Annotated in this window: 24 protein-coding genes and 2 pseudogenes; 13 read left to right on the top strand and 13 right to left on the bottom strand. The window is 71.3% G+C overall.

Annotation, left to right across the window (positions count from 1 at the left end; translation table 11 throughout):
* Nucleotides 1-165 precede the first annotated feature (165 nt).
* The 9 genes and pseudogenes from AB0P24_RS21370 to AB0P24_RS21410 form a co-directional block, all read right to left on the bottom strand.
* A complete protein-coding gene (locus AB0P24_RS21370; protein WP_365796204.1) occupies nt 166-801 on the bottom strand; it encodes an LUD domain-containing protein in 636 nt (211 codons plus the stop codon).
* A complete protein-coding gene (locus AB0P24_RS21375) occupies nt 798-2297 on the bottom strand; it encodes a LutB/LldF family L-lactate oxidation iron-sulfur protein (RefSeq protein WP_365796206.1) in 1500 nt (499 codons plus the stop codon). The genes AB0P24_RS21370 and AB0P24_RS21375 overlap by 4 nt, the downstream gene beginning before the upstream one ends.
* Nucleotides 2294-3034 carry a (Fe-S)-binding protein gene (locus AB0P24_RS21380; RefSeq protein ID WP_365796208.1) on the bottom strand — a complete coding sequence of 247 codons (741 nt, stop codon included), beginning with the start codon at nt 3032-3034 and terminating at the stop codon, nt 2294-2296. Before AB0P24_RS21380 ends, AB0P24_RS21375 begins: the two co-directional genes overlap by 4 nt.
* Nucleotides 3025-3832: pseudogene (locus AB0P24_RS21385) on the bottom strand (amidohydrolase family protein). Before AB0P24_RS21385 ends, AB0P24_RS21380 begins: the two are co-directional and overlap by 10 nt.
* The gene (locus AB0P24_RS21390) at nt 3829-4140 is read right to left on the bottom strand and encodes an L-rhamnose mutarotase (RefSeq protein ID WP_365796210.1); all 312 of its coding nucleotides are present in this window, start codon (nt 4138-4140) and stop codon (nt 3829-3831) included. Before AB0P24_RS21390 ends, AB0P24_RS21385 begins: the two are co-directional and overlap by 4 nt.
* Entirely contained in the window at nt 4137-5165 is a 1029-nt protein-coding gene (locus AB0P24_RS21395; RefSeq protein ID WP_365796212.1) for an aldo/keto reductase, read from the bottom strand. The genes AB0P24_RS21390 and AB0P24_RS21395 overlap by 4 nt, the downstream gene beginning before the upstream one ends.
* Nucleotides 5162-5920 carry an SDR family oxidoreductase gene (locus AB0P24_RS21400; protein WP_365796214.1) on the bottom strand — a complete coding sequence of 253 codons (759 nt, stop codon included), beginning with the start codon at nt 5918-5920 and terminating at the stop codon, nt 5162-5164. The genes AB0P24_RS21395 and AB0P24_RS21400 overlap by 4 nt, the downstream gene beginning before the upstream one ends.
* Nucleotides 5917-7254 carry an L-fuconate dehydratase gene (locus AB0P24_RS21405; protein WP_365796216.1) on the bottom strand — a complete coding sequence of 446 codons (1338 nt, stop codon included), beginning with the start codon at nt 7252-7254 and terminating at the stop codon, nt 5917-5919. Before AB0P24_RS21405 ends, AB0P24_RS21400 begins: the two co-directional genes overlap by 4 nt.
* 14 nt (nt 7255-7268) lie before the next feature.
* Entirely contained in the window at nt 7269-8120 is an 852-nt protein-coding gene (locus AB0P24_RS21410; RefSeq protein WP_365796218.1) for a fumarylacetoacetate hydrolase family protein, read from the bottom strand.
* A gap of 840 nt (nt 8121-8960) precedes the next feature.
* On the opposite strand from AB0P24_RS21410, the gene AB0P24_RS21415 reads away from it, so the two are divergent.
* The 4 genes from AB0P24_RS21415 to AB0P24_RS21430 all read left to right on the top strand — a co-directional run bounded on the left by AB0P24_RS21415 (nt 8961) and on the right by AB0P24_RS21430 (nt 13557).
* Nucleotides 8961-9998 carry a sugar ABC transporter substrate-binding protein gene (locus AB0P24_RS21415; protein ID WP_365796220.1) on the top strand — a complete coding sequence of 346 codons (1038 nt, stop codon included), beginning with the start codon at nt 8961-8963 and terminating at the stop codon, nt 9996-9998.
* 134 nt (nt 9999-10132) lie between these two features.
* Complete coding sequence (locus tag AB0P24_RS21420; protein ID WP_365796221.1) at nt 10133-11737, top strand: sugar ABC transporter ATP-binding protein; 1605 nt, start codon at nt 10133-10135, stop codon at nt 11735-11737.
* A gap of 2 nt (nt 11738-11739) precedes the next feature.
* Nucleotides 11740-12783: an ABC transporter permease gene (locus AB0P24_RS21425; RefSeq protein WP_365796222.1), complete on the top strand. Its 1044-nt coding sequence runs from the start codon at nt 11740-11742 to the stop codon at nt 12781-12783.
* Between the two features lie 72 nt (nt 12784-12855).
* On the top strand, nt 12856-13557 hold the full coding sequence (locus tag AB0P24_RS21430; RefSeq protein WP_365796223.1) for an FCD domain-containing protein: 702 nt from the start codon (nt 12856-12858) through the stop codon (nt 13555-13557).
* Nucleotides 13558-13721: 164 nt separating this feature from the next.
* Here AB0P24_RS21430 and AB0P24_RS21435 read toward each other — a convergent pair.
* The 3 genes and pseudogenes from AB0P24_RS21435 to AB0P24_RS21445 form a co-directional block, all read right to left on the bottom strand.
* Nucleotides 13722-13906, bottom strand: a pseudogene (locus AB0P24_RS21435) (IS21 family transposase); the annotation flags it as partial.
* Entirely contained in the window at nt 13867-14565 is a 699-nt protein-coding gene (locus tag AB0P24_RS21440) for a molybdopterin cofactor-binding domain-containing protein (RefSeq protein ID WP_365796225.1), read from the bottom strand. The pseudogene AB0P24_RS21435 and the gene AB0P24_RS21440, both read right to left, overlap by 40 nt.
* A complete protein-coding gene (locus AB0P24_RS21445; RefSeq protein WP_365796227.1) occupies nt 14459-14884 on the bottom strand; it encodes a hypothetical protein in 426 nt (141 codons plus the stop codon). The genes AB0P24_RS21440 and AB0P24_RS21445 overlap by 107 nt, the downstream gene beginning before the upstream one ends.
* A 97-nt stretch (nt 14885-14981) precedes the next feature.
* Here AB0P24_RS21445 and AB0P24_RS21450 point away from each other — a divergent pair, with 97 nt between their 5' ends.
* A complete protein-coding gene (locus AB0P24_RS21450; protein WP_365796229.1) occupies nt 14982-15449 on the top strand; it encodes a helix-turn-helix domain-containing protein in 468 nt (155 codons plus the stop codon).
* Nucleotides 15443-15574, top strand: a complete 132-nt coding sequence (locus AB0P24_RS21455; RefSeq protein ID WP_365796231.1) for a hypothetical protein — start codon at nt 15443-15445, stop codon at nt 15572-15574. Before AB0P24_RS21450 ends, AB0P24_RS21455 begins: the two co-directional genes overlap by 7 nt.
* On the opposite strand, the gene AB0P24_RS21460 is transcribed toward AB0P24_RS21455, so the two are convergent.
* Nucleotides 15547-15930, bottom strand: coding sequence for a glycoside hydrolase family 2 TIM barrel-domain containing protein (locus tag AB0P24_RS21460; protein ID WP_365796233.1), 384 nt, complete (start codon nt 15928-15930; stop codon nt 15547-15549). The two genes, AB0P24_RS21455 and AB0P24_RS21460, sit on opposite strands and share 28 nt — an antisense overlap.
* 113 nt (nt 15931-16043) lie before the next feature.
* Between AB0P24_RS21460 and AB0P24_RS21465 the strand changes: the two genes are divergently transcribed.
* The 7 genes from AB0P24_RS21465 (at nt 16044) to AB0P24_RS21495 (ending at nt 23692) form a co-directional block, all read left to right on the top strand.
* On the top strand, nt 16044-16991 hold the full coding sequence (locus AB0P24_RS21465; protein ID WP_365796235.1) for an SCO3242 family prenyltransferase: 948 nt from the start codon (nt 16044-16046) through the stop codon (nt 16989-16991).
* Between the two features lie 32 nt (nt 16992-17023).
* Nucleotides 17024-17872: a sugar phosphate isomerase/epimerase family protein gene (locus AB0P24_RS21470; protein ID WP_365796237.1), complete on the top strand. Its 849-nt coding sequence runs from the start codon at nt 17024-17026 to the stop codon at nt 17870-17872.
* 97 nt (nt 17873-17969) lie between these two features.
* Complete coding sequence (locus AB0P24_RS21475; protein ID WP_365796239.1) at nt 17970-18752, top strand: EboA domain-containing protein; 783 nt, start codon at nt 17970-17972, stop codon at nt 18750-18752.
* A 192-nt stretch (nt 18753-18944) separates the two neighbouring features.
* Entirely contained in the window at nt 18945-19799 is an 855-nt protein-coding gene (locus tag AB0P24_RS21480) for a TatD family hydrolase (protein ID WP_365796241.1), read from the top strand.
* Between the two features lie 11 nt (nt 19800-19810).
* The gene (gene eboE / locus AB0P24_RS21485; protein ID WP_365796243.1) at nt 19811-21010 is read left to right on the top strand and encodes a metabolite traffic protein EboE; all 1200 of its coding nucleotides are present in this window, start codon (nt 19811-19813) and stop codon (nt 21008-21010) included.
* 103 nt (nt 21011-21113) lie between these two features.
* Nucleotides 21114-22514, top strand: a complete 1401-nt coding sequence (locus AB0P24_RS21490) for a nucleotide pyrophosphatase/phosphodiesterase family protein (RefSeq protein WP_365796245.1) — start codon at nt 21114-21116, stop codon at nt 22512-22514.
* Nucleotides 22511-23692: a cytochrome P450 gene (locus AB0P24_RS21495; protein ID WP_365796247.1), complete on the top strand. Its 1182-nt coding sequence runs from the start codon at nt 22511-22513 to the stop codon at nt 23690-23692. Before AB0P24_RS21490 ends, AB0P24_RS21495 begins: the two co-directional genes overlap by 4 nt.
* The last annotated feature ends 198 nt before the right edge of the window (nt 23693-23890 follow it).

The following is a 23890-nucleotide window of genomic DNA, read 5'->3' on the forward strand; positions in this document are numbered from 1 at the left end:
GGGGAACACCGAATCTGAAAAGTCCTGTTCACCACGCCGAAATCAAATTCGCCGACCAAATACATCGGATGAATGTCAAGGTCCGCCAAGCGGTGGAAACGAGCACGGCTTTGCAGCGCGGCCGGGTGGCCGCGCTGCAAAGCCGTGCGGTCCCCGCGCCGGCGGTTACGCATCCTCCAGCACGACGATGTGCAGCGTCCTCGGCCCGTGCACGCCCACGATCCGGTCCAGTTCGATGTCGCTGGTGGCCGACGGGCCGGAGATCAGGGTCAACGGCCGGTACGGATCGAGCAGGCTCAGCGCCTCGGGCACGTCGGGAGCGATCTGGTCCTCCCGGACCACGCAGATGTGCCGGTCCGGCAGCAGGGTCAGGGCGCGCCGCCCCTGGCCCGGCCCGTGGTCGAGGGTCACTGTGCCGGTGACGGCGATGGCGACGGCGACTGTGGTGACCACGGCGTCCGCCTCGTCGAGTTGTCCGACGGACAGCGGCGGGACATCCGCCAGCAGTGACCACTGCCCCTCCGGAACCAGATCCTCGGGAAGCCCGGGCGGCACCACCACGGACCGCGCTCCGGTGCGGGCCAGCGCGCGAGCGATGGCGGCCGCGGCACCGCTCGCCGGAACACGGACCACCGTGGCGCGGTACTCGGCGGCACGCTCGGCGAACAGTCCGACGACGTCCGGTCCTGCGTGGTCGGCGCGGCGACCGGACGAAACGGGTACATCGTCGGGGTGCTCGGAACAGGGAACGGCGGACAGTGCCCCCCGAACAGCGCTCAGGACGGTCTCGCGGCCGTTCATCGTCGTTCCTTCCCCTCCGTCGGCGTGCGGCGGTCCTCGTTCACGGGTGTCCTCGTACGGCGCCACCAGGCGCGCAGCGACTCCCGGGCCGGCGCCGGGGTGTCCCGGGTGCCGGACCAGCGGGCGAACGGACCGGGCAGGGCGCCGATCAGGCCGTCACGGGCCACCAGCCGGGCTCCTGCTGCGGCCAGCCGCTGGACGGCGGCCAGCCGACGCGGTGAGGACAGCACGGCGCCCGCGGCCTTCATGGCGAGCGCCTCGGGCGTGGGAAGCAGCCGGTCCCGGCGTTTGGCCTCCACGACCTCGGCGCGCAGGTGGACCAGCACCTCGGGAATGTTGATCTTCACGGGGCAGGCGTCGTAGCAGGCACCGCACAGCGTCGAGGCAAAGGGCAGGGAGGCCGCGTTCTCGACTCCCACGAGCTGCGGGGTCAGGACGGCGCCGATCGGGCCGGGGTAGACCGAGCCGTAGGCGTGGCCGCCCGTGCGCTCGTACACCGGGCAGACGTTCAGACAGGCCGAGCAGCGGATGCAGGCGAGGGCCTGGCGTCCCACCTCGTCCGCCAGGGTGGCGCTGCGGCCGTTGTCGAGCAGCACCAGATGGAAGTTCCGGGGGCCGTCGCCCTCGGCGAGACCGGTCCACAGCGAGGTGTAGGGGTTCATGCGCTCGCCGGTCGACGAGCGGGGCAGGAGCTGGAGGAAGACCTCCAAATCGGCGTAGGACGGCAGGACCTTCTCGATGCCCATGACGGTGATCAGGGTTTCCGGCAGCGTCAGGCACATGCGCCCGTTGCCCTCCGACTCCACGACCACCACCGTGCCGGTGTCGGCGGCCGCGAAGTTGGCGCCGGAGACGGCGACCTTGGCCCGCAGGAACTTCTCCCGCAGGTGGAGCCGGGCCGCCTCGGCGAGGTCGCGCGGCTCGTCGGTGAGTCCTTCGGGGGCCGGTCTGCCCCACTCCCCCATCTCCCGCCGGAAGATCTCCCGGATCTCGGAGCGGCCCCGGTGGATGGCCGGCACCAGGATGTGCGAGGGGCGGTCGCCGCCCAACTGCACGATGAGCTCGGCGAGATCGGTCTCGTAGGCGCGGATGCCGGCCTCGGCGAGCGCCTCGTTGAGGCCGATCTCCTGGGTGGCCATCGACTTGACCTTGACGACCTCGTCCTCGCCGGTCACCTTCACCAGATGGGCGACGATGCGGTTGGCCTCTGCCGCGTCCGCCGCCCAGTGGACCACTCCGCCCGCGGCGGTCACCGCCTTCTCCAGACGCAGAAGGTGGTGGTCGAGGTGGCGCAGGGTGTGGCGCTTGACCGCGGCGGCGTGCTCCCGCAGTTCCTCCCAGTCCTCCAGTTCGGCGGCGACCGCGAGCCGTTTGTCCCGGATGGTGCCGGTCGCCCGGCGCAGGTTCGCCCGCAGTCGGGTGTCGGCGAGCGCGGTGCGCGCCGCCTCGGGGAAGGCCGGGGTGCCCAGCCATACGACGTTGTCTGCGCCGCTCACCGTATGTCCCCTTCCGTGGAGGCCAGGATCTCGGCCAGGTGCCTCGTGCCGACACCGGTACGGAGCCGGGACAGACCGCCGCCGATGTGTGTGAGGCAGGAGTTGTCACCCGCGCACAGGAACTCTGCGCCGGTGTCCTGCACATGGCGCATCTTGTCGGCGAGCATGGCGTTGGACACCTCGGAGTTCTTCAGGGCGAAGGTGCCGCCGAAGCCGCAGCAGGACTCCGCGGCGGGCAGTTCGACGAGGTCGATGCCCTTCACGGCGCGCAGCAGTTCGAGCGGCCGGTCGCCGACGCGGAGCATGCGCAGCGAGTGGCAGGTCGGGTGGTAGGTGACGCGGTGCGGGAAGTAGGCGCCGACGTCGGTGACGCCGAGGACGTCGACGAGGAGCTCCGACAGCTCGTACACCGTCGGGACAACGTGCTCGACCGCCTCGGCGAGGGCGGCGTCGCCATACTGGGCGACCACCACACGGTGGTGGTCGCGCACCATGCCCACGCAGGAGCCGGAGGGGGCGACGACGGCGTCGTAGCCCGCGAAGACCTCGGCGAATCGGCGCACCATGGGCACGGTCTCGGGGCGGTAGCCGGTGTTGAAGTGCATCTGGCCGCAGCAGGTCTGGCCCTGCGGGAACTCCACGGTGTGGCCGAGGCGTTCCAGCAGTGCGGTCACGGCCCGGCCGGTGCGGGGGAACATGGTGTCGTTGAAGCAGGTGATGAAGAGGGCTATGCGCATGGGGCTTCCTGGTGCGGGGCCGGACGTGCGGTGACCGGCAGGTGATGGGTCCGCACGGCCGTGCCGGTGATGACGTCGTGGCGCTCGGAGGGGCCCAGCCGGTGGTCGGCGCGCGGGTGACGGCGATGACCTCGGCGTACGTGGCGGCGAGCCGGCAGACGGGCCAGTCGGAGCCGAACATCAGCCGCCCGGGGGGGGCGAAGGCGTCGAGTACGGTGTCGGCGTACGGCATGAGGTCGGTGATGGTCCAGGAGGCCCAGTCGGCTTCGGTGACAATGCCGGAGAGTTCGCAGACGGTGTCGGGCAGGGCTGCCAGACGGCGGATCTGCCGTGCCCAGGGGGCGAGTTCACCGGACGCGATGGGCGGCTTGCCGAGGTGGTCCAGGACGAAGGTGAGGCCGGGCAGGCGCTCCGCGGGCTCGACGGCCGGCGCGAGTTGGTGGGGCTGCACCACCAGGTCGTAGACCAGTTGCGCCTCGGCGAGCGCGGGCAGGCCGCGCAGTACCTCGGGGCGCAGGAGCCAGCGCGGGTCCGGCTCGCCCTGCACACGGCGACCAGGTCACTGCGCGCGGCCAGGGCCAGGAACTCCGGGGTCTTCTCAGGCACAGTGATCGTCTGCACCGGCACGGGGGCGGTGACACCGGCCGCGCGGGCTTCGGGCGCCAGGTCGGCGAGGGTGAAGTCGCGTCGCAGCGGGGCGGGTTCGTCCCCGCTGATCCAGTCCTGGTCGCGGACGGACAGGTCCCACACGTGGTGGTGGGCGTCCGCGATGCCGGGCCCTGCCTCCGCTACGGTCACAGTTCCCACACCACCGGCAGCGAGGCGTCCGCGCCCTGTGCGGAGTGGTCGTGGACGACGTCGAGCAGGTCGGCCGTCCGCGCCTGCCAGGCGATGTTGACGGGCGGCTTGTCGAGTTCGGCGATCATCGCCTGGTAGTCCTCGGCCTCCAGCACGTGGAACAGGTCCGTTCCGCTGCGCCAGATCGTCAGTTCGCCCACCCCCGCGGCACGGATGGCGGCGGTGGGTTCCTCGGGCACGTCCTGGTACGCGGTCTCGTACTCCTCGACGCGGTCGGCGCGGACCTTGGTGTGCAGGGCGACCTTCATGGCGGCTCCTTCGGCGGCATGGCTTCCCCCACGGGTGTGGCTGCGGGGACGGGGATGCCCGCGTCCAGCAGGCCCTCGGCGCGCAGTTCGTCCCACAGGGCGTCCGGAATCGGGCGCCGCAGCTGTTCGACCGTGTCGCGTACTTCCTCGGGAGTGCGCGCGCCGGTCAGGACGCTCGCGACAGCGGGGTGTCCGAACGGGAAGCGCAGCGCAACGGCACGCAGCGGTACGCCATGGCGTTCGCAGACCGCCAGCAGCCGCAGCGCCCGGTCGAGCACCGGCTGCGGAGCGGGTGCGTAGTCGTAGGTAGCGCCGGGCCGGGGGGCCGTGAGCAGCCCGGAGTTGAACACCCCGCCGATGACGACGCTCCGGCCGCGGGCGGCCGCCTCCGGGAGCAGCTCGGTGAGACCGTCCTGTTCCAGGAGGGTGTAGCGGCCGGCCAGCAGCACCACGTCGATGTCGGTCTCACGAACGAACCGGGCCGGCAGGGCGGACTGGTTCACCCCTACGCCGATCGCTCCGACCACGCCTTCGGCGCGCAGCCGCTCCAGTGCGGGATACGCCTCGCGCAACGCCTGCCCGGCGTGGTCGTCCGGGTCGTGCAGCAGGGCTACGTCGACGCGGTCGACGCCGAGGCGTTGCAGGCTGGCCTCCAGGGAGCGCAGCACTCCGTCGGCGCTGAAGTCCCAGACCCTGCGGCGGGTGGCAGGCACGGCGAAGCCGTTCGCGAGGTCGTCGCCTGCGCCGCCGTCCGGGTTCGGCACGAGAAGCCGGCCCACCTTGGTGGAGAGGGTGTAGGTGTCGCGGGGGCGCTCGCGCAGCGCGGCGCCGAGCCGTCGTTCCGACAGGCCGAGACCGTAGTGGGGCGCGGTGTCGAAGGTGCGGATGCCTGCGTTCCAGGCCGCGTCCACCGTGGCGTGGGCGGCTTCGTCGGTGACGGGGTGGAAGAGGTTGCCGAGGGCGGCACAGCCCAGTGCCAGCTCCGAGACCGGTACGGCGGTGCCGCCCAGCGCGGTGGTCCTCACGACCGGTCCACCGGGCGCAGCCGCAGTCCCTGCATGCCGCCGTCCACCGCGAGCGCGGTGCCGGTGACGGACGCGGCGGCCGGACTCGCCAGGTAGACGATGGCGGCCGCCACCTCCTCGGCGGTCACCAGTCGGCCCAGGGGCTGACGGGCGTTGAGGGCCGCGCGCTCCGCCTCCGGATCGTCGGCGGCGTCGAGCAGCCGGGAGACCCAGGGGGTGTCGGCGGTGCCGGGGTTCACGCAGTTGACTCGGATGCCCTCGCGAACATGGTCGGCGGCCATGGCCAGGGTGAGCGACAGCACGGCGCCCTTGCTGGCGGAGTAGAGGGCGCGCTGGGGCAGTCCCGCGGTGGCCGCGATGGAACAGGTGTTGACCACGGACGCGTGCGCGGAGCGGCGCAGGTGGGGCAGGGCGGCGCGGGTGGCGCGCACCATGCCGAGGACGTTGACGTCCAGGACGCGGTGCCACTGCTCGTCGGGGTTGTCCTCGACGGTGCCCGCCGCGCCGATGCCCGCGTTGTTGACGAGGATGTCGATGCCGCCCAGCCGGGTGGCCGCCGTGTCCACGGCGGCGCGCACGGAGGCGTCGTCACCGACGTCGGCCTGGAGCCCCAGCAGCGGTCCGGCGACGCCGTCCGGAGCGAGGTCGAGCACGGCCACCGCCGCGCCCTGCGCCGCCAGTGCGCGGGCCGTGGCCAGCCCGATACCGGACGCGCCTCCGGTGACGACGGCCCTGAGTCCTGACAGACCGGTCATGCCACGTCCTCCTGAGCGGGGCGGTCGGCCACCCAGAACGTCCCGTCCGGGTAGCGGTACTCGGCGATGGACTCGGCGTGCATGGTGGCGGAGAAGCCGGGGGCCAGCGGCGCGGTGTAGTGGCCGTCGCGGATGACCACCGGCGCGGTGAAGTGCTGGTGGAGGTGGTCGACGTACTCGATCACCCGGTTCTCGGTGGTGCCGGACAGCGCCAGGTAGTCGAACATCGACAGGTGCTGCACCAGCTCGCACAGCCCCACACCGCCGGCGTGCGGGCAGACCGGCACCCCGAACTTGGCGGCGAGCAGCAGGATCGCGAGGTTCTCGTTGACCCCGCCGACCCGAGCCGCGTCGATCTGCAGGACGTCGATGGCGCCGGTCTGGAGGAACTGCTTGAAGACGATGCGGTTCTGGACGTGTTCGCCGGTGGCGACCTTGACCGGGGCGACCGCCCGGCGGATCGCCGCGTGGCCGAGGACGTCGTCGGGGCTGGTGGGCTCCTCGATCCAGTACGGGTCGAACTCGGCGAGCGCCTTGGTCCACTCGATCGCCTCGCCCACGTTCCACCGCTGGTTGGCGTCGATGGCGATGCGGATGTCGTCGCCGACGGCGGCCCGCGCGGTGCGCAACCGACGCACGTCGTCGCTCACGTCGGCGCCGACCTTGAGCTTGATCTGCGTGAAGCCGTCGGCCACGGCCTGCTTGGCCAGCCGGGTGAGCTTTTCGTCGGAGTAGCCGAGCCAGCCCGGGGAGGTCGTGTAGCCGGGGTAGCCGCGCGCCAGCAGGACCGCTTCACGCTCGGCGAGGCCCGTACGGCCCTCGCGCAGCAGGGTGAGGGCGTCCTCGGGGGTGAGGGCGTCGGCGATGTAGCGGAAGTCGACCTGGGAGACCAGCCACTCCGGGTCGGCGTGGGCGAGCAGCTGCCACAGCGGCTTGCCCTCCCGCTTGGCGGCCAGGTCCCACACGGCGTTGACCACGGCGCCGATCGCCATGTGCATCACGCCCTTCTCGGGGCCGAGCCAGCGCAGCTGGCTGTCGCCGATCAGGTCGCGGCTGAGCGAGCCGGGGTCGGCGCACAGCTCCTGGAGGCCGCGGCCCACGACATGGGGCCGCAGTGCGTCGATCGCGGCGACCTGGACGTCGTTGCCGCGTCCGATGGTGAAGGTGAAGCCGTGTCCTTCGTGTCCGTCGCCGGCGTCGGTGCGCAGCACGACATAGGCGGCGGAGTAGTCGGGATCCGGGTTCATCGCATCGGAGCCGTCCAGTTCCCGTGAGGTGGGGAAGCGGATGTCGTAGGTCTCAACGGCGGTGATCCGGGCGGAGGTCGGAGTCAAGGTGGTGCTGCCTTTCACGCTTGGGCGAAGGTCTGGCGCTGGCTGCCGAGGCCGTCGACGGAGAGCTCGACGGTGTCGCCGGGGCACAGGAAGGGGGCGTCGGGCAGGCCGAGGGCCACGCCCGCGGGCGTACCGGTGTTGATCACGTCGCCCGGTCGCAGGACCATGTACTGGCTCAGGTACGCCACGATGTGGCCGACCGGGAAGATCATGTCGCTGGTGTGGCCGTCCTGCCGCTTCACGCCGTTGACGCTCAGGCGCAGCCCGAGGTTCTGCGGGTCGCCGACCTCGTCCGCGGTGACCAGCCACGGGCCGAGCGGGTTGAAGGTCTCGCAGGACTTGCCGAGGTCCCACTGCGGCGAGTACTCCAGCTGGAACTCGCGCTCCGAGACGTCATGGCTGATCGCGTATCCCGCGATCACGTCCCGCGCGGCCTGCGGACCGTCGAGATAGCGGGCCCGCTGTCCGATGACGACGGCGAGTTCGACCTCCCAGTCGGTCTTCACCGAACCCCGCGGGATCAGTACCTCGTCGTACGGCCCCACGACCGTACCCGGGTCCTTCATGAACACCACCGGACGCGGGGGAATCGCCGCGCCGGTCTCGGCGGCGTGGTCGCGGTAGTTCAGGCCGACGCAGACGACCTTGCCGGGCCGCGTGACGGGTGCGCCGATGCGCAGGCCGGCCTCGTCGAGCTCGGGCAGTTTCCCCGCCGTGACGGCCGCGCGGGCCCGGTCGACTCCCCCGGAGGCGAGGAAGACGCCGTCGATGTCCCGGGTCACGGAGGACAGGTCCAGCAGCCGGCCGTCCTCGGTACGGACCGCCGGCCGCTCCTCACCGGGAGCGCCGACTCGTAGCAGTTTCACTGGGGAACTCCCTTGCCATACGGGTTTCGTCTCAGGGGTGGTCGGCCGTCGGCCGGGCCGCCTGCGATGCCCCGGACCGGGCCGTTCGGAAGCGCCTCGCTCCTGCACATCGCCAGTCATCGGATGAATGGCGGCACGGCGACCTTAAATGCGGGGATCGCAGGCTGGCAATGGATTCCTCGGATGTATTTGTCTCGGCGCTGCCGCTCAAGCCCCCAGAATGGGTAGATCTCCGAAGGTCACGCACGATCACGAGACCGGCACAAGGCTCGCCATCCGATGAATCCAGAGCCGAGCCACAGGCCTACTTCCCCTGGTGAGAGCGAGGCGGGCCAACATCGCGGGCGGTCCGCCCGGCGGGGCCGTGACACCTGGAAGCGCCTCCCGTTGCAGAAGCGTCAGCTGCCGCAGCGCAGCGCGCCGCACCGGCAGGGTCGGTGAACACGCAGGCCACACGGGTATCGATGGGCCGTCAGGAGGTCGGAACGGTGCCTTGAGGCCCTGCCGCGCGATGTCCGGAAATTCCCTGGGGGCGAACTCTTGTCAACGGCGGCAACGTCGTCGTAACGTCCTCGACGTCCGAGATACATCGGAGGAATAGCCGTATCAGCCGGGGCGACCGTTCGGCTCGTCCGCGGCGGTCGCTTCGCCTCCGCGTCCTCGGTCCCCCGCCGCCCCTCACAGCCGCCGTTCCGGCGCGATCCACCCGTCTTCACGTCTTCCCTCGCCGGATCGGCACCCGCCCGTCCGACGGCCTCGCCCCTCCCCACAGGCAGATACATATCCCCTCCCACCGTCGCCCTGCGGCCCTGCGCCCCTGGCTAAGGAGAGAACACGGCCATGAAGCTCGCTCACACCCGCTCCACCGCCGCAGCCGTCACCGTCCTCGCGGTGCTGACCCTCGCCACTGCTTGCAACCGAGCGAGCACCGCCTCGGGCGGCGACAAGCCCGCCATCGGCATCGACCTGCCGCGCTCCGACTCCGACTTCTGGAACTCCTACGCCGAGTACGTGAAGAAGGACATCAAGACCGACGGCATCGGAGCGCTGCCGCTGAGCAACTCGCAGAACGACGTGACGAAGCTGGTCGCCAACGTCCAGGTGTTCGAGAACACCGGCGCCAAGGCCGTCGTCATGGCCCCACAGGACACCGGCGCGATCGCCTCCACCCTCGACGCCCTCGCGTCGAAGAAGATCCCCGTGGTCAGCGTCGACACCAGACCCGACAAGGGCGACGTCTACATGGTGGTCCGTGCCGACAACCGGGCCTACGGCACCAAGGCCTGCGAGTTCCTCGGCAAGCAGCTGGGCGGCAAGGGCAAGGTCGCCGAGTTTCAGGGCGCGCTGGACTCCATCAACGGACGTGACCGCTCCGAGGCCTTCGCCCAGTGCATGAAGACCAAGTTCCCGAAGATCAAGGTGTTCGAGCTGCCCACCGACTGGAAGGGTGACGTGGCGTCCGCCAAGCTGCAGTCGCTCCTCGCCCAGAACCCGGACCTGAACGGCATCTACATGCAGGCGGGCGGCGTCTTCCTGCAGCCGACTCTGGCCCTGCTGGAGCAGAAGAACCTGCTCAAGCCCGCCGGGCAGAAGGGCCACATCAGCATCGTCTCCAACGACGGAATCCCGCAGGAGTTCGACGCCATCCGCAAGGGCCAGATCGACGCCACGATCTCCCAGCCCGCCGACCTCTACGCCAAGTACGCGCTGTACTACGCCAAGGCCGCGGCCGAGGGCAAGACCTTCCAGCCGGGTGCGACCGACCACGACTCCACCATCATCAAGTTGTCCAACGGCCTGGAGGACCAGCTCCCCGCGCCGCTGATCACCAAGGCCAACGTCGACGACAAGACCCTGTGGGGCAACAACGTCGGCTGAGGACCGTCGGTTCCCACGCGTCGCGTCGGGGGAGCACCGCCCCGGTCCCCCGACGCCTCCCCCGCCCCGCCGGCCCGGGTGCACGCCCGCGCCCCTCGGCCCCCAGCCTCCGTACGCAAAGGACGGTACCCACCATGGCGGACACCGCGACCGCCCCGGCGACCGGCCCCGGCACCCCGGCCCCGGTGGCCGAGGCGACCGGCATCGGCAAACGATTCGGCGCGACCGTCGCGCTGCGCGACGCCCGTATCACCGTCACCCCGGGCGAGGCGCACGCTCTGGTCGGACGCAACGGCGCCGGCAAGTCGACGCTCGTGTCCATCCTCACCGGCCTCCAGCAGCCCGACACCGGAACCCTGCGCTTCTCCGGCGAGCCTGCGCCCGCCTTCGGTGACATCGACGCCTGGCGCTCCCGTGTCGCCTGTGTCTACCAGCGCTCCACCATCATCGGTGAGCTGACCGTCGCCGAGAACCTCTTCCTGAACCGGCAGAGCGCCGGCGCCGCCCAGCCCATCCGCTGGAAGCAGCTGCGCCGACGCGCCGGCGAACTGCTCGGGGAGTACGGCGTGGCCGTCGACCCCACCGCCCGGGCCAAGGACCTCACCGTCGAGCAACGGCAGTTCGTGGAGATCGCACGGGCCCTGTCGTTCGGCGCACGCTTCATCATCCTCGACGAGCCGACCGCGAAACTCGACGCCCGCGGCATCGGCCGGCTGTTCGACAAACTCCACCACCTCCAGAGTCAGGGTGTCGCCTTCCTGTTCATCTCCCACCACCTGCAAGAGGTGTACGACCTCTGCACCACCGTCACGGTCTACCGCGACGCGGGCCACATCCTCACCGCGCCCGTCGCCGAACTCGGCCACCAGGCACTGGTGGAGGCCATGACCGGCGAGTCCGCCGCCACGGTCACCGCCGCCGTGGGCGGGCCCCCGGCCGCACGGTCGGACGCCGAGGAACTGCTGACGATCGACGGCCTCACACTGCCCGGCGTCTGCGAGGACATGTCCCTCTCGGTCCGTACCGGCGAGGTCGTCGGGCTGGCCGGCGCCACCGCCAGCGGCAATGTGCAGGTGGGTGAGGCGATCGCCGGTCTGCACCGCGCCAAGGACGGCCGGATCACGGTCGGCGGCAGGAGCGTGCGCGCCGGCAGTGTGCCGTCCGCGCTCACCGCCGGGGTCGGGCTGGTCCCCGAGGACCGCCACCTCCAAGGGCTGGTGAACAACCGCAGCGTGGCGGAGAACGCGACGCTGACCGTCACCGACCAGCTCGGCCCGTTCGGCACGGTGCTGCCCGCCCGTACCAGGGCGTTCGCCGGGCGCATGATCCGGGACCTCGACATCAAGACCCCGGGAGCCGCCACCCCCGTCTCCGCGCTCTCCGGCGGCAACCAGCAGAAGGTCGTCGTCGCCCGGGCCCTGGCCACCGACCCTCACGTACTGGTGGCGATCCGTCCCACCAACGGCGTGGACGTCAAGTCCAAGGAGTTCCTCCTCGGCCGCATCCGCCAGATCGCGGATGGCGGCAAGGCCGCGTTGATCGTCTCCGACGAACTCGACGACCTGAGGGTCTGTGACCGGGTCGTCGTCATGTTCCACGGCCGGGTGGTCGCCGAGTTCCCCCGCGGCTGGAAGGACGAACACCTCGTCGCGGCCATCGAGGGCGTCGCCGGTGCCCCGGCCCCCGCCACCGCATCCCCCGCAACCGCCTCATCCGGGGCGGACGAGCACGGAAGGTAGTCATGTCCGCCACCACAGATCTCACCGAGCCCGCAGTGAGCGCGGCCGAGCCGGCCGCCGCGGACGCCACGCGCCGCCGGGTCGACCTCGGGCGCTTCCGTGAACTGTCCCTGGTCCCGGCGATCCTCGTCCTGGGCCTGATCGGGTTCATCGTCTCGCCGGCCTTCCTCACCGCCGACAACCTGATCGGTGTGGCCCAGCAGTCCACAGAGCTGAGCCTGCTGGTACTCGCCACGACCTTCATCCTGATCGCCGGACGGATGGACCTGTCGCTGGAGTCCACGATCGGTGTGGCCCCGGTCATCGCCGTGTGGCTCGTCCTGCCGACCAGCGGCGGCCGGTTCAACGGGCTCGGCCTGCTCCCCGAGTGGACGGCGGTCCCGCTCTGTCTGCTGATCGGCGCGGTGATCGGCGCCGTCAACGGCTTCCTCATCCTCAAGCTGCGCCTCAACGGCTTCATCGTCACCCTCGGCGCCCTGACGATGCTCCGCGGTCTGCAAGTCGCCCTCTCCCAGGGCCAGTCCATCGTCGAGCTCCCCTCCTCCTTCACCTATCTCGGCAGGGCGTCCTGGCTGGGCGTTCCCGCCGCGATCTGGGTGTGCGCGCTGCTCTTCGCGATCGCCGGCAGTGCGCTGGCCTGGATGCGGCACGGCCGGGCGCTGTACGCGATCGGCGGCAACGCGGAGGCGGCTCGCACCGCCGGCATCCGCGTCGACCGCATCGTGTGGATCGTGCTCATCCTGGGCAGCGTCCTCGCCGCGTTCGCCGGCATCCTCTACAGCGGCCACTACGGTTCCATCTCCGCCACCCAGGGCAGCGGCTGGATCTTCCAGGTCTTCGCCGCGACCGTCATCGGCGGGGTCAGCCTGAACGGCGGCAAGGGCTCCGTGTTCGGCGCGCTCACCGGTGTGCTGACCCTCCAGCTGGTCGTGAACGTCATGACACTGGCCGGCGTGCCTCCGCTGTGGAACCAGTTCCTCAACGGGGCCATCATCATCGTCGCCCTGATCATCTCCCGCTTCGCCTCGGGCGAGAAGCAGGAATAACCACGTGCCGGGTGGCGGCTCAGCCCGGCCGGTCCGCCACCCGGCCCTCCCCCCACTCAGAGAGGCACGCCCGTGGCACTGACGGACGAGGCGATCGACAAGATCAAGGCGATGATCGTCGCCGGCGAACTCGAGCCCGGCTCCCGGCTGCCCAAGGAGGAGATCCTCGCCGGACAGCTCGGCCTGTCCCGGAATTCCCTGCGCGAGGCGGTCCGGGCGCTGACCGCGATGCGCATCCTGATCACCCGACAGGGCGACGGCACATACGTCTCCAGCCTCGAACCCCATCTCCTGCTGGAAAGCCTCTCCTTCGCCGCCGACGTCTCCCAGGGCCACACGGCTCTGCAGCTACTCCAGGTCCGACGACTGCTCGAACCGCAGGCGACAGGGCTGGCCGCCGCGCTGCTGAAACCGGAGGACCTCGACGAACTGCGCAACATCCTCAAGCGGTCCCGGACCGTCGCCACCGTGGAGGAGTTCGTCGCCCACGACATCGCCTTCCACCTCAGGATCGTCGAAGCGGTCGGCAATCCCGTGCTGTCGATGCTGCTGCAGGTGCTCTCCACCCGTACCCAGCGTGTCCGCATCGTCCGCGGCAGCCAGACCAGTCACGCCCTGAACAACGCCCACCAGGACCACGAGCAGATCCTCAGCGCGCTGCAATCACGCGACGCCCTGCTCGCCGTCTCCGCCGCGACCGTCCACATCACGGCGGTGGAACAGTGGCTGGCCGCCAGTCTCAACGACGACCCGGTGCAGACGATCGACGGCTGACCCCGCGCGCCCCGCCGCCATCGGGTCCGCTCCCTCCGTGCACCGGCTCCACCTCACATCCGGTCACACCGGTGTCCGGCGCGTTCGGCGGAACTGCGGACGGAGCCGTTTTCCGGAATCGCCAGCAGCGTCGCTGGAGGCGGCAGCCGACAGCGCCCTGCGCCCCGCGGCGGGTAGTGGATGTCGTCCAGGACCGGGGTGCCCGTCCGGCCGCGCGGGGGCCGGCGGCCTCGCGGGCCGAGCCGTCCTCGCCGACCGCGGTGACGATGAGCTCGTCGCCGTGGAACCGGGCCCAGACCCGGTTGTCGATCAGTTCGTGCGGAACGGAGTAGCGGACCCTTCCGACCGAGTCGTCCCATGCAGTACCCCGCTCGGCAGGGTTCTTGCGGGAAAAGCAGGCTGAGGGCTCTCCACGCTGCTACGAGGAGCAGGGGCCCGCTCGCCTTGACCAAGCACTCTCTCGTGGCGTGCCTGCCCGGCCGCGAGGAGGTGTTCTTGCCGGTCCTCGATCCACTTGAGTGCGGCGGGCAGTTTGACGGCCGCGAGCATGACGCACATGTCCTCGCGCTGCGGCAGCATCTTCTGCCCGAACCCGCCGCCGGTGTCCCGCATCACGACCCGCACCCGGTGCTCGTCGACGCCGAGCAGCCGGGCGCAGAAGGAGCGGACCTCGTGCGGGGACTGTGTCGCCGCCCAGATCGTCATCTCCCCAGCAGGTGCGGACCATTCGGCGACGATGCCGCGGGTCTCCATCGGCACGGGGCCGTAGGACTGCTGGTGGACGGTCACGCTCACCACATGCGGGGCGCGCTCGAAGACGGGTGCCAGGTCCGCCATCGGGCGTCCGGCGAGCTCGCCCACCAGGTTGCCGGGATGGCTCGCGTGGATCGACTCGGTGGGCTCAAGCGCGGTGGCGTAGTCGACGACGGGCGGCAGTTGGTCGTAGTCGACGACGAGTTCGGCCGCGTCCTCGGCGGTGTAGCGGTCGACCGCGACGACCATCGCCACCGGATCTCCGACGAAACGCACCTCGCCCTCGGCGAGCGGCGGGCGGGGTGTTGTTCGGGTCGTCGCGCCCGTTCAGCGTGTACCACTGCTTGCGCACGCCGGGGTTGAGGTCTTCGGCGAGGAACACGGCGTGCACGACGTCCAGTTGGAGTGCCTCCGACACGTCGGCTCCGGCGATGCGTGCCCTCGCGACGGGGCTGCGCACGAAGCAGGCGTGCAGCATGCCAGATCGTACGACGTCGTCGACGTAGGTGCCGGTGCCGGTCAACAGCCGAGGGTCCTCGACGCGCAGGGTGCGGGTGCCCGTACAGCGAGCCATCCAACTGGCCTCCCGTTCATGCTGAACGAGCGTTCAACACGAGCGCTGAACAACCGTTCAGCAGCGCTGTCCGGTGCGGTCAAGGACCATGAGCGGCATGGCCGCACCTCGTCGTATGGGCACCGAGAACTCCAAGACGCGCCAGGTACTGCTCGACGTCACCGAGCGGCTGATGCTCGAAGAGGGCTACGCCTCCGTGGGCGTCCGCCGGGTGGCGCGTGAGGCCGAGGTGGCGCCGGCGCTGGTGCTGCACTACTTCCGCACGCTCGACGATCTGTTCCTCGCCGTACTGCAACGGCGCGGCGAGGAGGAGATGGAGCGGGTGATCCATCTGCTGGACGGCCCGCAGCCGCTGCGCACCCTGTGGCGGATCGCCAGCCACCCGGACAACGCACTGACCACGGAGTTCGCCGCTCTGGCCAATCACCGCAAGACGATCCGCGCCGAACTCGCCGTCTTCGCCGAGCGCTACCGCGAGGCACAGTTGGAGGCGCTCACCCGACGCCTCACACAGACGCGTGTCCAACTGCCCCCGAGGTGTCCCCGGCCGTCCTGCTCATGCTGACGGACGCCCTCGGCCGGATCCTCATGATGGAGAACACGATGAGCATGACGACCCGGCACGCGGAGGCCCTCGCGTTCGTGGAGCAGTTCCTCCAGCGCTACCAAGGTGCCTCCGCCGACGCTTGAGGGGATGGCTCAGCACTCAGCGGCCGGCTTGCGCCCACCGGACTCGCGCCACCTCTCCGCACGGCGCGAGCTGCCGCCTTCGGCCGACGCTCCCGGGTGAAGACGCCCTTTCTGTTGCCATCGGCACGATGGATGCCGTTGCGGGTCCGGAAGTCGGCGAAGCCCCAGACGTGTTCGCCGACCACCCGCCGCGCCACGGTCGAACACCCGCTGGTTCGCGGCCAGACATCCGGTCTGGGATTCCTCCGTCCACGGTAGGTCCCGCACCGGGTGCGGTCCCCCATGGGCGTCCGCCCCGTACTCGCTCGCAGGAACCCTGAGTTCGCCGACGCGCCGAGCAACATCCCGGATGACATCACGAATCAACTAAGATCTTCACACCTCCTCTATGTGAATGTTCAAGTTCCTTGGGTAAGTTGCCGCTATGAAAGATCGGAGAGCGTTACCGGGCTCGGGCTCGCGGTCTCTCGTGAGCCTCGCCGACCTGGCGCAACTCGTCCGCGCTCCGGCCGCGTTGAGTGTCCCGGGCGATGTACTCGCGGGCGCCGCCGCCGCAGGGCACCCACTGGGCGTGCGGACGGTCGGCGTGATGGGGTCGTCCGTCTGCCTCTACTGGGCCGGCATGGCCCTCAACGACTACACCGACGCCACGGTCGACGCGGTCGAGCGCCCCGAGCGCCCCGTCCCGTCCGGCCGGGTCCCGCGCCGCACCGCCCTCGCCGTCGCGGGCACCCTGACCGCAGGAGGCCTCGCGCTCGCCGCCGCCGCGGGGGGCCGCCGGAGCCTCATGCAAACGCTTCCGCTGGCCGCCGCCGTCTGGGCGTACGACCTGAAGCTCAAGTCCACCCCGGCCGGCCCGGCCGCCATGGCCTCCGCGCGGGCCCTCGACGTCCTCGCGGGTGCGTTGGCCGCCGGGCGCGGACCACACCCCACGACCGCGACCGGTGCCGCCCTACTGCGCGGCGCCGTCCCCGCCGCGCTGGTCGGCGCCCACGCATACGCCCTGACCGCCCTCAGCCGTCACGAGATCTCGGGCGCTCCCGCCCGGCTGCCGGCCGCGGCCCTCGCCGCCGCCACGGCCACCGCCCTCGCCACGGCACTCCCGGCCGCCCGCACGGCCGTCGCCTGGCGTGCCGGGCGACTTCAGGGGCGCACCGGCGCCACCGCCACCGCCCGGGCCGTCGTGGTGACAGCGGGCGCCCTCGCCTACCTCGGCAGCTACGGAACGGCTCAGGCCCGTGCCGTACGGGAACCGTCGGGCGAGAACGTACGGCGGGCCGTCGGGGCCGGGATCCTCGGGCTGATGCCTCTGCAGGCGGCGTTGACCGCACGGAGCGGAGCCACGGCAGCGGCGGCGGCCCTCGGCGTCGTCCACCCCCTCGCGCGGCGGATAGCCCGACGCATATCCCCCACCTGAACAGCACGAACCTCCGCAGGAGGAAAGCCGGAATGACCCCGCCCCCCACACTCCTCAGATTCGGCTACGGCACCAACGGCTTCACCAACCACCGGCTGGGTGACGTCCTCGCGGTCCTCGCCGACCTCGGCTACGACGGCGTCGCCCTCACCCTCGACCACGGCCACCTCGACCCGTACGCGGACGATCTGCCCCGGCGGGTGGCCGCGATCGCCCGGGACCTGGCCCGGCTCGGACTGGACGTCACCGTGGAGACCGGCGCACCCTACCTCCTCGACCCCTGGGGCAAGCACCACCCGACCCTCATGGCGGACGGGGCCGAGCGCAGGATCGACCTGCTGCGGCGGGCCGTACGCATCGCCGCCGACCTCGGCTCACCCACCGTCCACCTGTGCAGCGGCCCCGCGCCGGAGGGCGGGCTGCCGGAGCGGGACGCGTGGAAACGGCTCGCGGCCGGCGTCGCGAGCGTCCTGGAGACGGCGGAGGGGTACGGCGTCTCGCTGGCCTTCGAACCCGAGCCGTACATGTTCGTCGACACCGTGGAACGGTGCCTCGAACTCGCCGACCTGGTCGGCGGGCACGAACTGTTCGGAATCACCCTCGACGTGGGACACGCGCACTGTGTCGAGGACCGGACCGTGCTGGAGTGCGTCCGCCTCGCCGCTCCGCGTCTGCTGAACGTGCAGATCGAGGACATGCGGCGGGGTGTCCACCGGCATCTCGAACTCGGTACCGGCGAGATCGACTTCCCACCCGTGCTTGCCGCCCTCCAGGACCTCGGCCACCGCGGACTGGTCTCCGTGGAGATCCAGGGCGGTGCCCTCGACGCCCCCGAAGTGGCCCGCCGCTCGCTCGACTTCCTGCGTGCGGCGACGGCCTGACCCGACCCTGCCCAACGACCTCATCCGACCCCGTCACGTCGTTCCCTCGCCATGTCCCGCACCCAACGTCCTCCACCCCACAGGAGGTTGTTCCGTCATGGTCTCCACTGGAATGCCGCTCTCCGAGACGGCTGAACTCTCCGACCCCCGAACCCTCCTCGCCCACCACCCGCTGGACCCGGCCGCACGCACCTGGCTCGACGAGGCCGTGGCCCGTGTCGCCGAACGCCCCGCTGCCGTACGCACACTGTTCCCCGCCGCCCGACGACGCTGCGGGCGTGCCCGGCTGGACGCGCACTGGACCGTCGACGAGGCCGCACGCGCCGTCCTGCTCACCGCGCTGCCGCTGGGCGGACAGCCGCTCGCCGACGAACTGACGGGCCTGCACCGCCACGGCGACCCGGCCGAACAGCGGGCGGTCCTGCGGACCCTGCCGCTGCTCGTCGCCCCGAACGGCGGCGACACGGCCCGGGAACCCCTCGGCGACCTCGCCCTGCCGCTCGTCCGTGAAGCACTGCGGGGCAACGACAACGGCATCATCGAGGCCGCCCTCGGCCCGTACGGCGCGGCCCGGCTACCGGACGCCGAGTACCGGCAGGCCGTGCTGAAGTGCGTGTTCTACGAGATCCCGCTGGCCCGGATCGACGGGCTTCCCGCCCGGGCCGACGCCGAACTCGCCCGGATGCTGGCCGACTTCGCACGCGAGCGGGTCGCCGCCGGGCGCGACGTGCCAGCGGACATCTGGCCCGTCGTCCGAGCCTTCCCCGCCGCCGATCAGCTCACCGACGGACTCACCACCGAGACGCGGGCCGCCGCGTCCGAACGCCGTGAGGCCGCCCAGCGCGCTCTGGAGGCCCTCCACCGGGCGGCCTCCCCCTAGCCATTGCCTCCCTCCGAACCACTGCCTCCCCCTGGCCACGGCCTTCCGTAGGTACTGCCTGGCCGCAGCCACCGCTCCGCGCGGCCACGGCTTCCGCATGGTCACCGTGTCCGTCCGGCCGCCTCCCCACCTCGTCACCGCCCCGCCACAGTCGGCGCGGTTGACCGGACCTCCCGAGGAAAAGGCCTGCCCGTGCGCATCTTCGACCCCCACATCCACATGACCTCCCGCACCACCGACGACTACGAGGCGATGCACGCCGCCGGCGTGCGCGCCGTCGTCGAGCCGGCGTTCTGGCTGGGCCAGCCCCGCACCTCGCCCGAGAGCTTCTACGACTACTTCGACGCGCTGCTCGGCTGGGAGCCCTACCGGGCCGCCCAGTTCGGCATCCAGCACTTCTGCACGATCGCCCTCAACCCCAAGGAGGCCAACGACCCGCGCTGCCGACCCGTCCTGGACGAACTGCCCCGCTACCTCGCCAAGGACCGGGTGGTCGCGGTCGGCGAGATCGGCTACGACTCCATGACGCCGGAGGAGGACGAGGTTCTCGCGCTCCAGCTCCAGTTCGCGATCGAGCACGAACTGCCCGCCCTCGTGCACACCCCGCACCGCGACAAGGCCACCGGGACACGTCGGACGCTGGACGTCGTACGGGAGTCGGGCATCGCCCCCGAACTCGTCGTCCTCGACCACCTCAACGAGCTGACCGTCGGCATGGTCCTCGACAGCGGCTGCTGGGCGGGATTCTCGATCTACCCCAGGACCAAGATGAGCGAGGACCGCATGGTGAGCATCCTCCAGGAACACGGCACCGAGCGAGTCCTCATCAACTCGGCCGCCGACTGGGGCCGTTCGGATCCGCTCAAGACCCGGAAGACCGCAGACGCCATGCTCGCCGCCGGGTTCGACGACGGCACGGTCGACCGGGTGCTGTGGCGCAACCCGGTCGCCTTCTACGGCCAGAGCGGACGGCTGGACCTCGACGAGCCCAAGCCGGACGAGGAGTCGAGTTACCAGGGCAACTCCGTCCGGCGCGGCGGGGAGTGAGGGATCCACCCATGCGCTTACGGCACCCGGACGGCACCGCCGTCCACCTCGGCTACTGCAGCAACGTCCATCAGGCGGAGGACCTCGACGGCGTCCTCGCGCAACTCGCCGACCACGCCGAACCGGTGCGGGAGCGGCTGGGCGTCGACCGGCTGGGCATCGGACTCTGGCTCGCCCGTGACGTCGTCACCCGGCTGACCTCCGAACCAGGCGACTTGCAGCGCCTCAAGGACGAACTCCACGCCCGGGGCCTGGAGACCGTCACCCTCAACGCCTTCCCCTACGCCGGGTTCCACCGCGAAGTGGTCAAGAAGGACGTCTACCTCCCCGACTGGGCGGACGAGGCCCGTCTGGGCCACACCCTCGACTGCGCCCGTGTCCTCGCCGCGCTCCTTCCCGACGACGCGGAACGCGGCAGCGTCTCCACCCTGCCGCTGGCCTGGCGCACGCCCTGGCCGCCGGACCGCGCCGACACCGCCCGCCGCGCTCTGGACCGGCTCGCCGCCGGGCTCACCACGATCGAGTCGGACACCGGCCGCCGCGTCCGCGTCGGCTTCGAACCGGAGCCCGGCTGCGTCGTGGAGACCACCGTCCAGGCCGTACGGGAACTGCGCGGCCTCGACCCCGAACTGCTCGGCGTCTGCCTCGACGCCTGCCACCTCGCCGTGCAGTTCGAGGAACCCGGCTCGGCCCTGCGCCGCCTGGCCGAGGCCGGCCTACCGGTCGTCAAGCTCCAGGCGTCCTGCGCGGTCGAGGCCGCCGCCCCGGCCGACCCCACCGCCCGCGCGGCCCTGCGGCGCCTCGCGGAACCACGCTTCCTGCACCAGACGCGCACGGCGGCCCGGTGGCCGGACCGGGAGAAGCACACGGCGGCCGAGCAGGGGGATCCGGAGGTGCGGGGCGTCGACGATCTGCCGGACGCGCTGGACGGGGGCCTGCCCACGGACATCGGCCCCTGGCGCGTCCACTTCCACGCCCCGCTGCACGCCGACCCCGAACCGCCGCTGCGCACCACCGCCGACCAGTTGGGCCAGGTCCTCGCCGGACTGGTCGGCGGGCCCTCCGCCGACTGCGACCACATCGAGGTCGAGACCTACACCTGGTCCGTCCTGCCCGAACCGCCCACCGACCTGCCCGGCGGCATCGCCGCCGAACTCGCCTGGGCCCGCGACCGGTTGACCGGCCTCGGCCTCAGGGACGATCAGCGATGAGCCCGCGACACCGCCCCACCGGGAAGCCCCTGACCGGCCTCCCGGCCCACTCTCAAGGAGAACCAGCGATGAGCCTTGGGCCCAGTATCGAGGAGCACCGGCGATGAACAACCGACCCCACCGGCTCGTCGTTCTCGACATCGTCGGACTCACCCCGAAGCTGCTGGCGCACATGCCCGCCGTGGCCGCCCTCGGCGAGCGCGGCTTCCAGGCCCGGCTCGACCCCGTCCTGCCCGCCGTGACCTGCACGGTCCAGTCCACGTTCCTCACCGGCGAACCGCCCGCCGGGCACGGCGCGGTCGGCAACGGCTGGTACTTCCGGGACCTCGGCGAGGTGCTGCTGTGGCGCCAGCACAACGCGCTCGTCGGCGGCGAGAAGATCTGGGAGACCGCCCGCAGGACCGATCCCGAGTACAAGGTCGCCAACATCTGCTGGTGGTACGCGATGGGCGCGGACGTCGACCTCACGGTGACCCCGCGCCCGGTCTACTACTCCGACGGCCGCAAGGAACCCGACTGCTACACCTGGCCGCCGACCCTGCACGACGAACTCACCGACCGCCTGGGGCCGTTCCCCCTGTTCACCTACTGGGGCCCCAACGCCGGCATGCCCTCCACCCAGTGGATCCTGGGCGCCGCCCGCCAGGTCTTCGACGAGCACGACCCGGACCTCACCCTCGTCTACCTCCCCCAACTCGACTACGAGCCGCAGCGCTCCGGCCCGGACTCACCCGCCACGATCCGCGCCGCCCGCCAACTCAACGACGCGCTGCGCCCTTTACTCGACCACTTCCTGAGCGAGGGCGCCACGGTGGTCGCCCTCAGCGAGTACGGCATCACGCCCGTGTCCCGTCCCGTGGACATCAACCGTGCCCTGCGCCGGGCCGGACTGCTCCAGGTGCACGTCCAGGACACCATGGAGTACCTCGACCCCTGGACCTCACGGGCCTTCGCCGTCGCCGACCACCAAGTGGCCCACGTGTACGTAAGGGATCCGGCCGACACGGCGGAGGTCGCCAAGCTCCTGGCCGAACTCGACGGCGTGGATGAGGTGTTGGACGCCGAGGGCAAGGCCGCGCACGGCCTGGACCACGAACGCTCCGGCGAACTCGTCGCCGTCGCCGACCCCGACGCCTGGTTCACGTACTACTACTGGCTCGACGACGAACGCGCTCCCGACTTCGCCCGCCAGGTCGAGATCCACCGCAAGCCCGGCTACGACCCCGCCGAGTTGCTGTACGACGACTCGGTCCCCGCAGTGAAGCTGCGCGCCATCGGCCAGGTCGCCCGCAAGAAGCTGGGATTCCGCTACCGCATCAGCACGGTGCCGCTGAACCCCGCCGGCGTCCGCGGCAGCCACGGCCGCCTTCCCGCCGACCCCGACGACGGTCCCGTCCTGCTCTGCTCGACGAGCGAGCCGGCCCGGAAGGCGTACGCCGCCACCGAGATCAAGTCTTTGCTGCTGGGCCTCGCGGGCCTGACGCAAGAGGAGTCGCGCGCATGACCGACCACCCTCCCCTGCCCACCCTCCGCCCGCTGCTCGACCCGTCCCCGGAGTACGCCAAGTGGCGTACCGAGCCGATCCGGCGGGTGACGATCTGGGGTGACAACAGCCCGTGGCTGATCACCCGGCACGAGGACGCCCGCGCGGTCCTCGCCGACCCCCGTTTCAGCGCCGACGCGACCCGCGAGGGCTTCCCCGGCTTCCGCCCGCAGTCGCCGCCCCGCGCACCGGGCCAGTTCTTCATGATGGACCCACCCGAGCACACCCGCCTGCGCCGCGTCCTGATCCCCGATTTCACCTTCCGCCGCATCGAACAGCTGAGGCCGGCGATCGCCCGGATCTGCGGCGAACTGCTCGACGCCATGACGGGGGAGGGCGCCGCGACCGCCGACCTGGTGGAGGCGTACGCCCTGCCCCTGCCCTCGCTCGCCGTCTGCGAGCTGCTCGGCGTGCCGTACGAGGACCACGACTTCTTCCAGCGGCAGGCGAACGCGTTCAGCAGTCTCTCGTCGGGGCCGAAGGAGATGATGGCCGCCCGCAAGGCCCTCCACACGTACCTGGGTGAGCTGCTCGCCCGGCGCGCCCGGGAGCCCGCCGACGATCTCCTCTCACGTCTCGCGCGGGACCGGGTGGCGACCGGCGAGGTGAGTGAGCCCGAGGCCGTCGGCATCGCCTCGCTGTTGCTGGTGGCCGGTCACGAGACGACCGCGAACATGTTTCCATTGGCGGTCGTGGCCCTGCTGCGCCACCCGGAACAACTGGCCGCCCTGTGCGCGGAGCCCGGTCTGTGGCCCGGAGCCGTCGAGGAACTGCTGCGTCATCTGACCGTGGCGCACTCGGGGCTGCGGCGGATCGCCACCGAGGACGTGGAGGTCGCGGGCGTCCGCATCCGCGCGGGCGAGGGCGTGGTCGTGGCGGTCCAGGCCGCCAACCGCGACTCGTCTGTCTTCGCCGCCCCCGACACCCTGGACGTCCGCCGCGACACCACCGGCCATCTGGCGTTCGGCCACGGGCTGCACCAGTGCATCGGCCAGTCCCTCGCCCGCGCGGAACTCCAGGTCGGCCTGCCCGCCCTCTTCGACCGCCTGCCGGGTCTGCGGCTGACCGGAGCGCCGGAGAGCTTCGCGCTGACGATGAGCACGGTCCACGGGGTACGGTCGTTGCCGGTGAGCTGGTAGCCGGCGCGGCTTCGGCGAAGGCCGGCGAGGCCGGGGGGGCAGGAACGTCGGCCTTTGCGCTCGCGTGTTCAATTATTTGTTCGATAGCGCGGCGTGGGAGGCCCGCAGTCGCGGGGGGGGCGCCGCGCCCGGCCGGTTGCCGTGGTGGGTGCGGACCGGGTGTGCGTGCTGTCGGTGGAGGCCGCGTGCGGGGAGCGC

Source organism: Streptomyces sp. NPDC086519, from assembly GCF_040686075.1.
Classification (GTDB): Bacteria; Actinomycetota; Actinomycetes; order Streptomycetales; family Streptomycetaceae; genus Streptomyces; species Streptomyces shenzhenensis.

Excerpts from the sequence above, each read along its gene's own strand:
- AB0P24_RS21370 (WP_365796204.1), bottom strand. The coding sequence starts at position 801 with ATGAACGGCCGCGAGACCGTCCTGAGCGCTGTTCGGGGGGCACTGTCC.
- AB0P24_RS21380 (WP_365796208.1), bottom strand. The coding sequence starts at position 3,034 with ATGCGCATAGCCCTCTTCATCACCTGCTTCAACGACACCATGTTCCCC.
- AB0P24_RS21390 (WP_365796210.1), bottom strand. The coding sequence starts at position 4,140 with ATGAAGGTCGCCCTGCACACCAAGGTCCGCGCCGACCGCGTCGAGGAG.
- AB0P24_RS21400 (WP_365796214.1), bottom strand. The coding sequence starts at position 5,920 with ATGACCGGTCTGTCAGGACTCAGGGCCGTCGTCACCGGAGGCGCGTCC.
- AB0P24_RS21415 (WP_365796220.1), top strand. The coding sequence starts at position 8,961 with ATGAAGCTCGCTCACACCCGCTCCACCGCCGCAGCCGTCACCGTCCTC.
- AB0P24_RS21420 (WP_365796221.1), top strand. The coding sequence starts at position 10,133 with ATGGCGGACACCGCGACCGCCCCGGCGACCGGCCCCGGCACCCCGGCC.
- AB0P24_RS21425 (WP_365796222.1), top strand. The coding sequence starts at position 11,740 with ATGTCCGCCACCACAGATCTCACCGAGCCCGCAGTGAGCGCGGCCGAG.
- AB0P24_RS21445 (WP_365796227.1), bottom strand. The coding sequence starts at position 14,884 with ATGGCTCGCTGTACGGGCACCCGCACCCTGCGCGTCGAGGACCCTCGG.
- AB0P24_RS21450 (WP_365796229.1), top strand. The coding sequence starts at position 14,982 with ATGGCCGCACCTCGTCGTATGGGCACCGAGAACTCCAAGACGCGCCAG.
- AB0P24_RS21455 (WP_365796231.1), top strand. The coding sequence starts at position 15,443 with ATGCTGACGGACGCCCTCGGCCGGATCCTCATGATGGAGAACACGATG.
- AB0P24_RS21460 (WP_365796233.1), bottom strand. The coding sequence starts at position 15,930 with ATGTCATCCGGGATGTTGCTCGGCGCGTCGGCGAACTCAGGGTTCCTG.
- AB0P24_RS21470 (WP_365796237.1), top strand. The coding sequence starts at position 17,024 with ATGACCCCGCCCCCCACACTCCTCAGATTCGGCTACGGCACCAACGGC.
- AB0P24_RS21475 (WP_365796239.1), top strand. The coding sequence starts at position 17,970 with ATGGTCTCCACTGGAATGCCGCTCTCCGAGACGGCTGAACTCTCCGAC.
- eboE (WP_365796243.1), top strand. The coding sequence starts at position 19,811 with ATGCGCTTACGGCACCCGGACGGCACCGCCGTCCACCTCGGCTACTGC.
- AB0P24_RS21490 (WP_365796245.1), top strand. The coding sequence starts at position 21,114 with ATGAACAACCGACCCCACCGGCTCGTCGTTCTCGACATCGTCGGACTC.
- AB0P24_RS21495 (WP_365796247.1), top strand. The coding sequence starts at position 22,511 with ATGACCGACCACCCTCCCCTGCCCACCCTCCGCCCGCTGCTCGACCCG.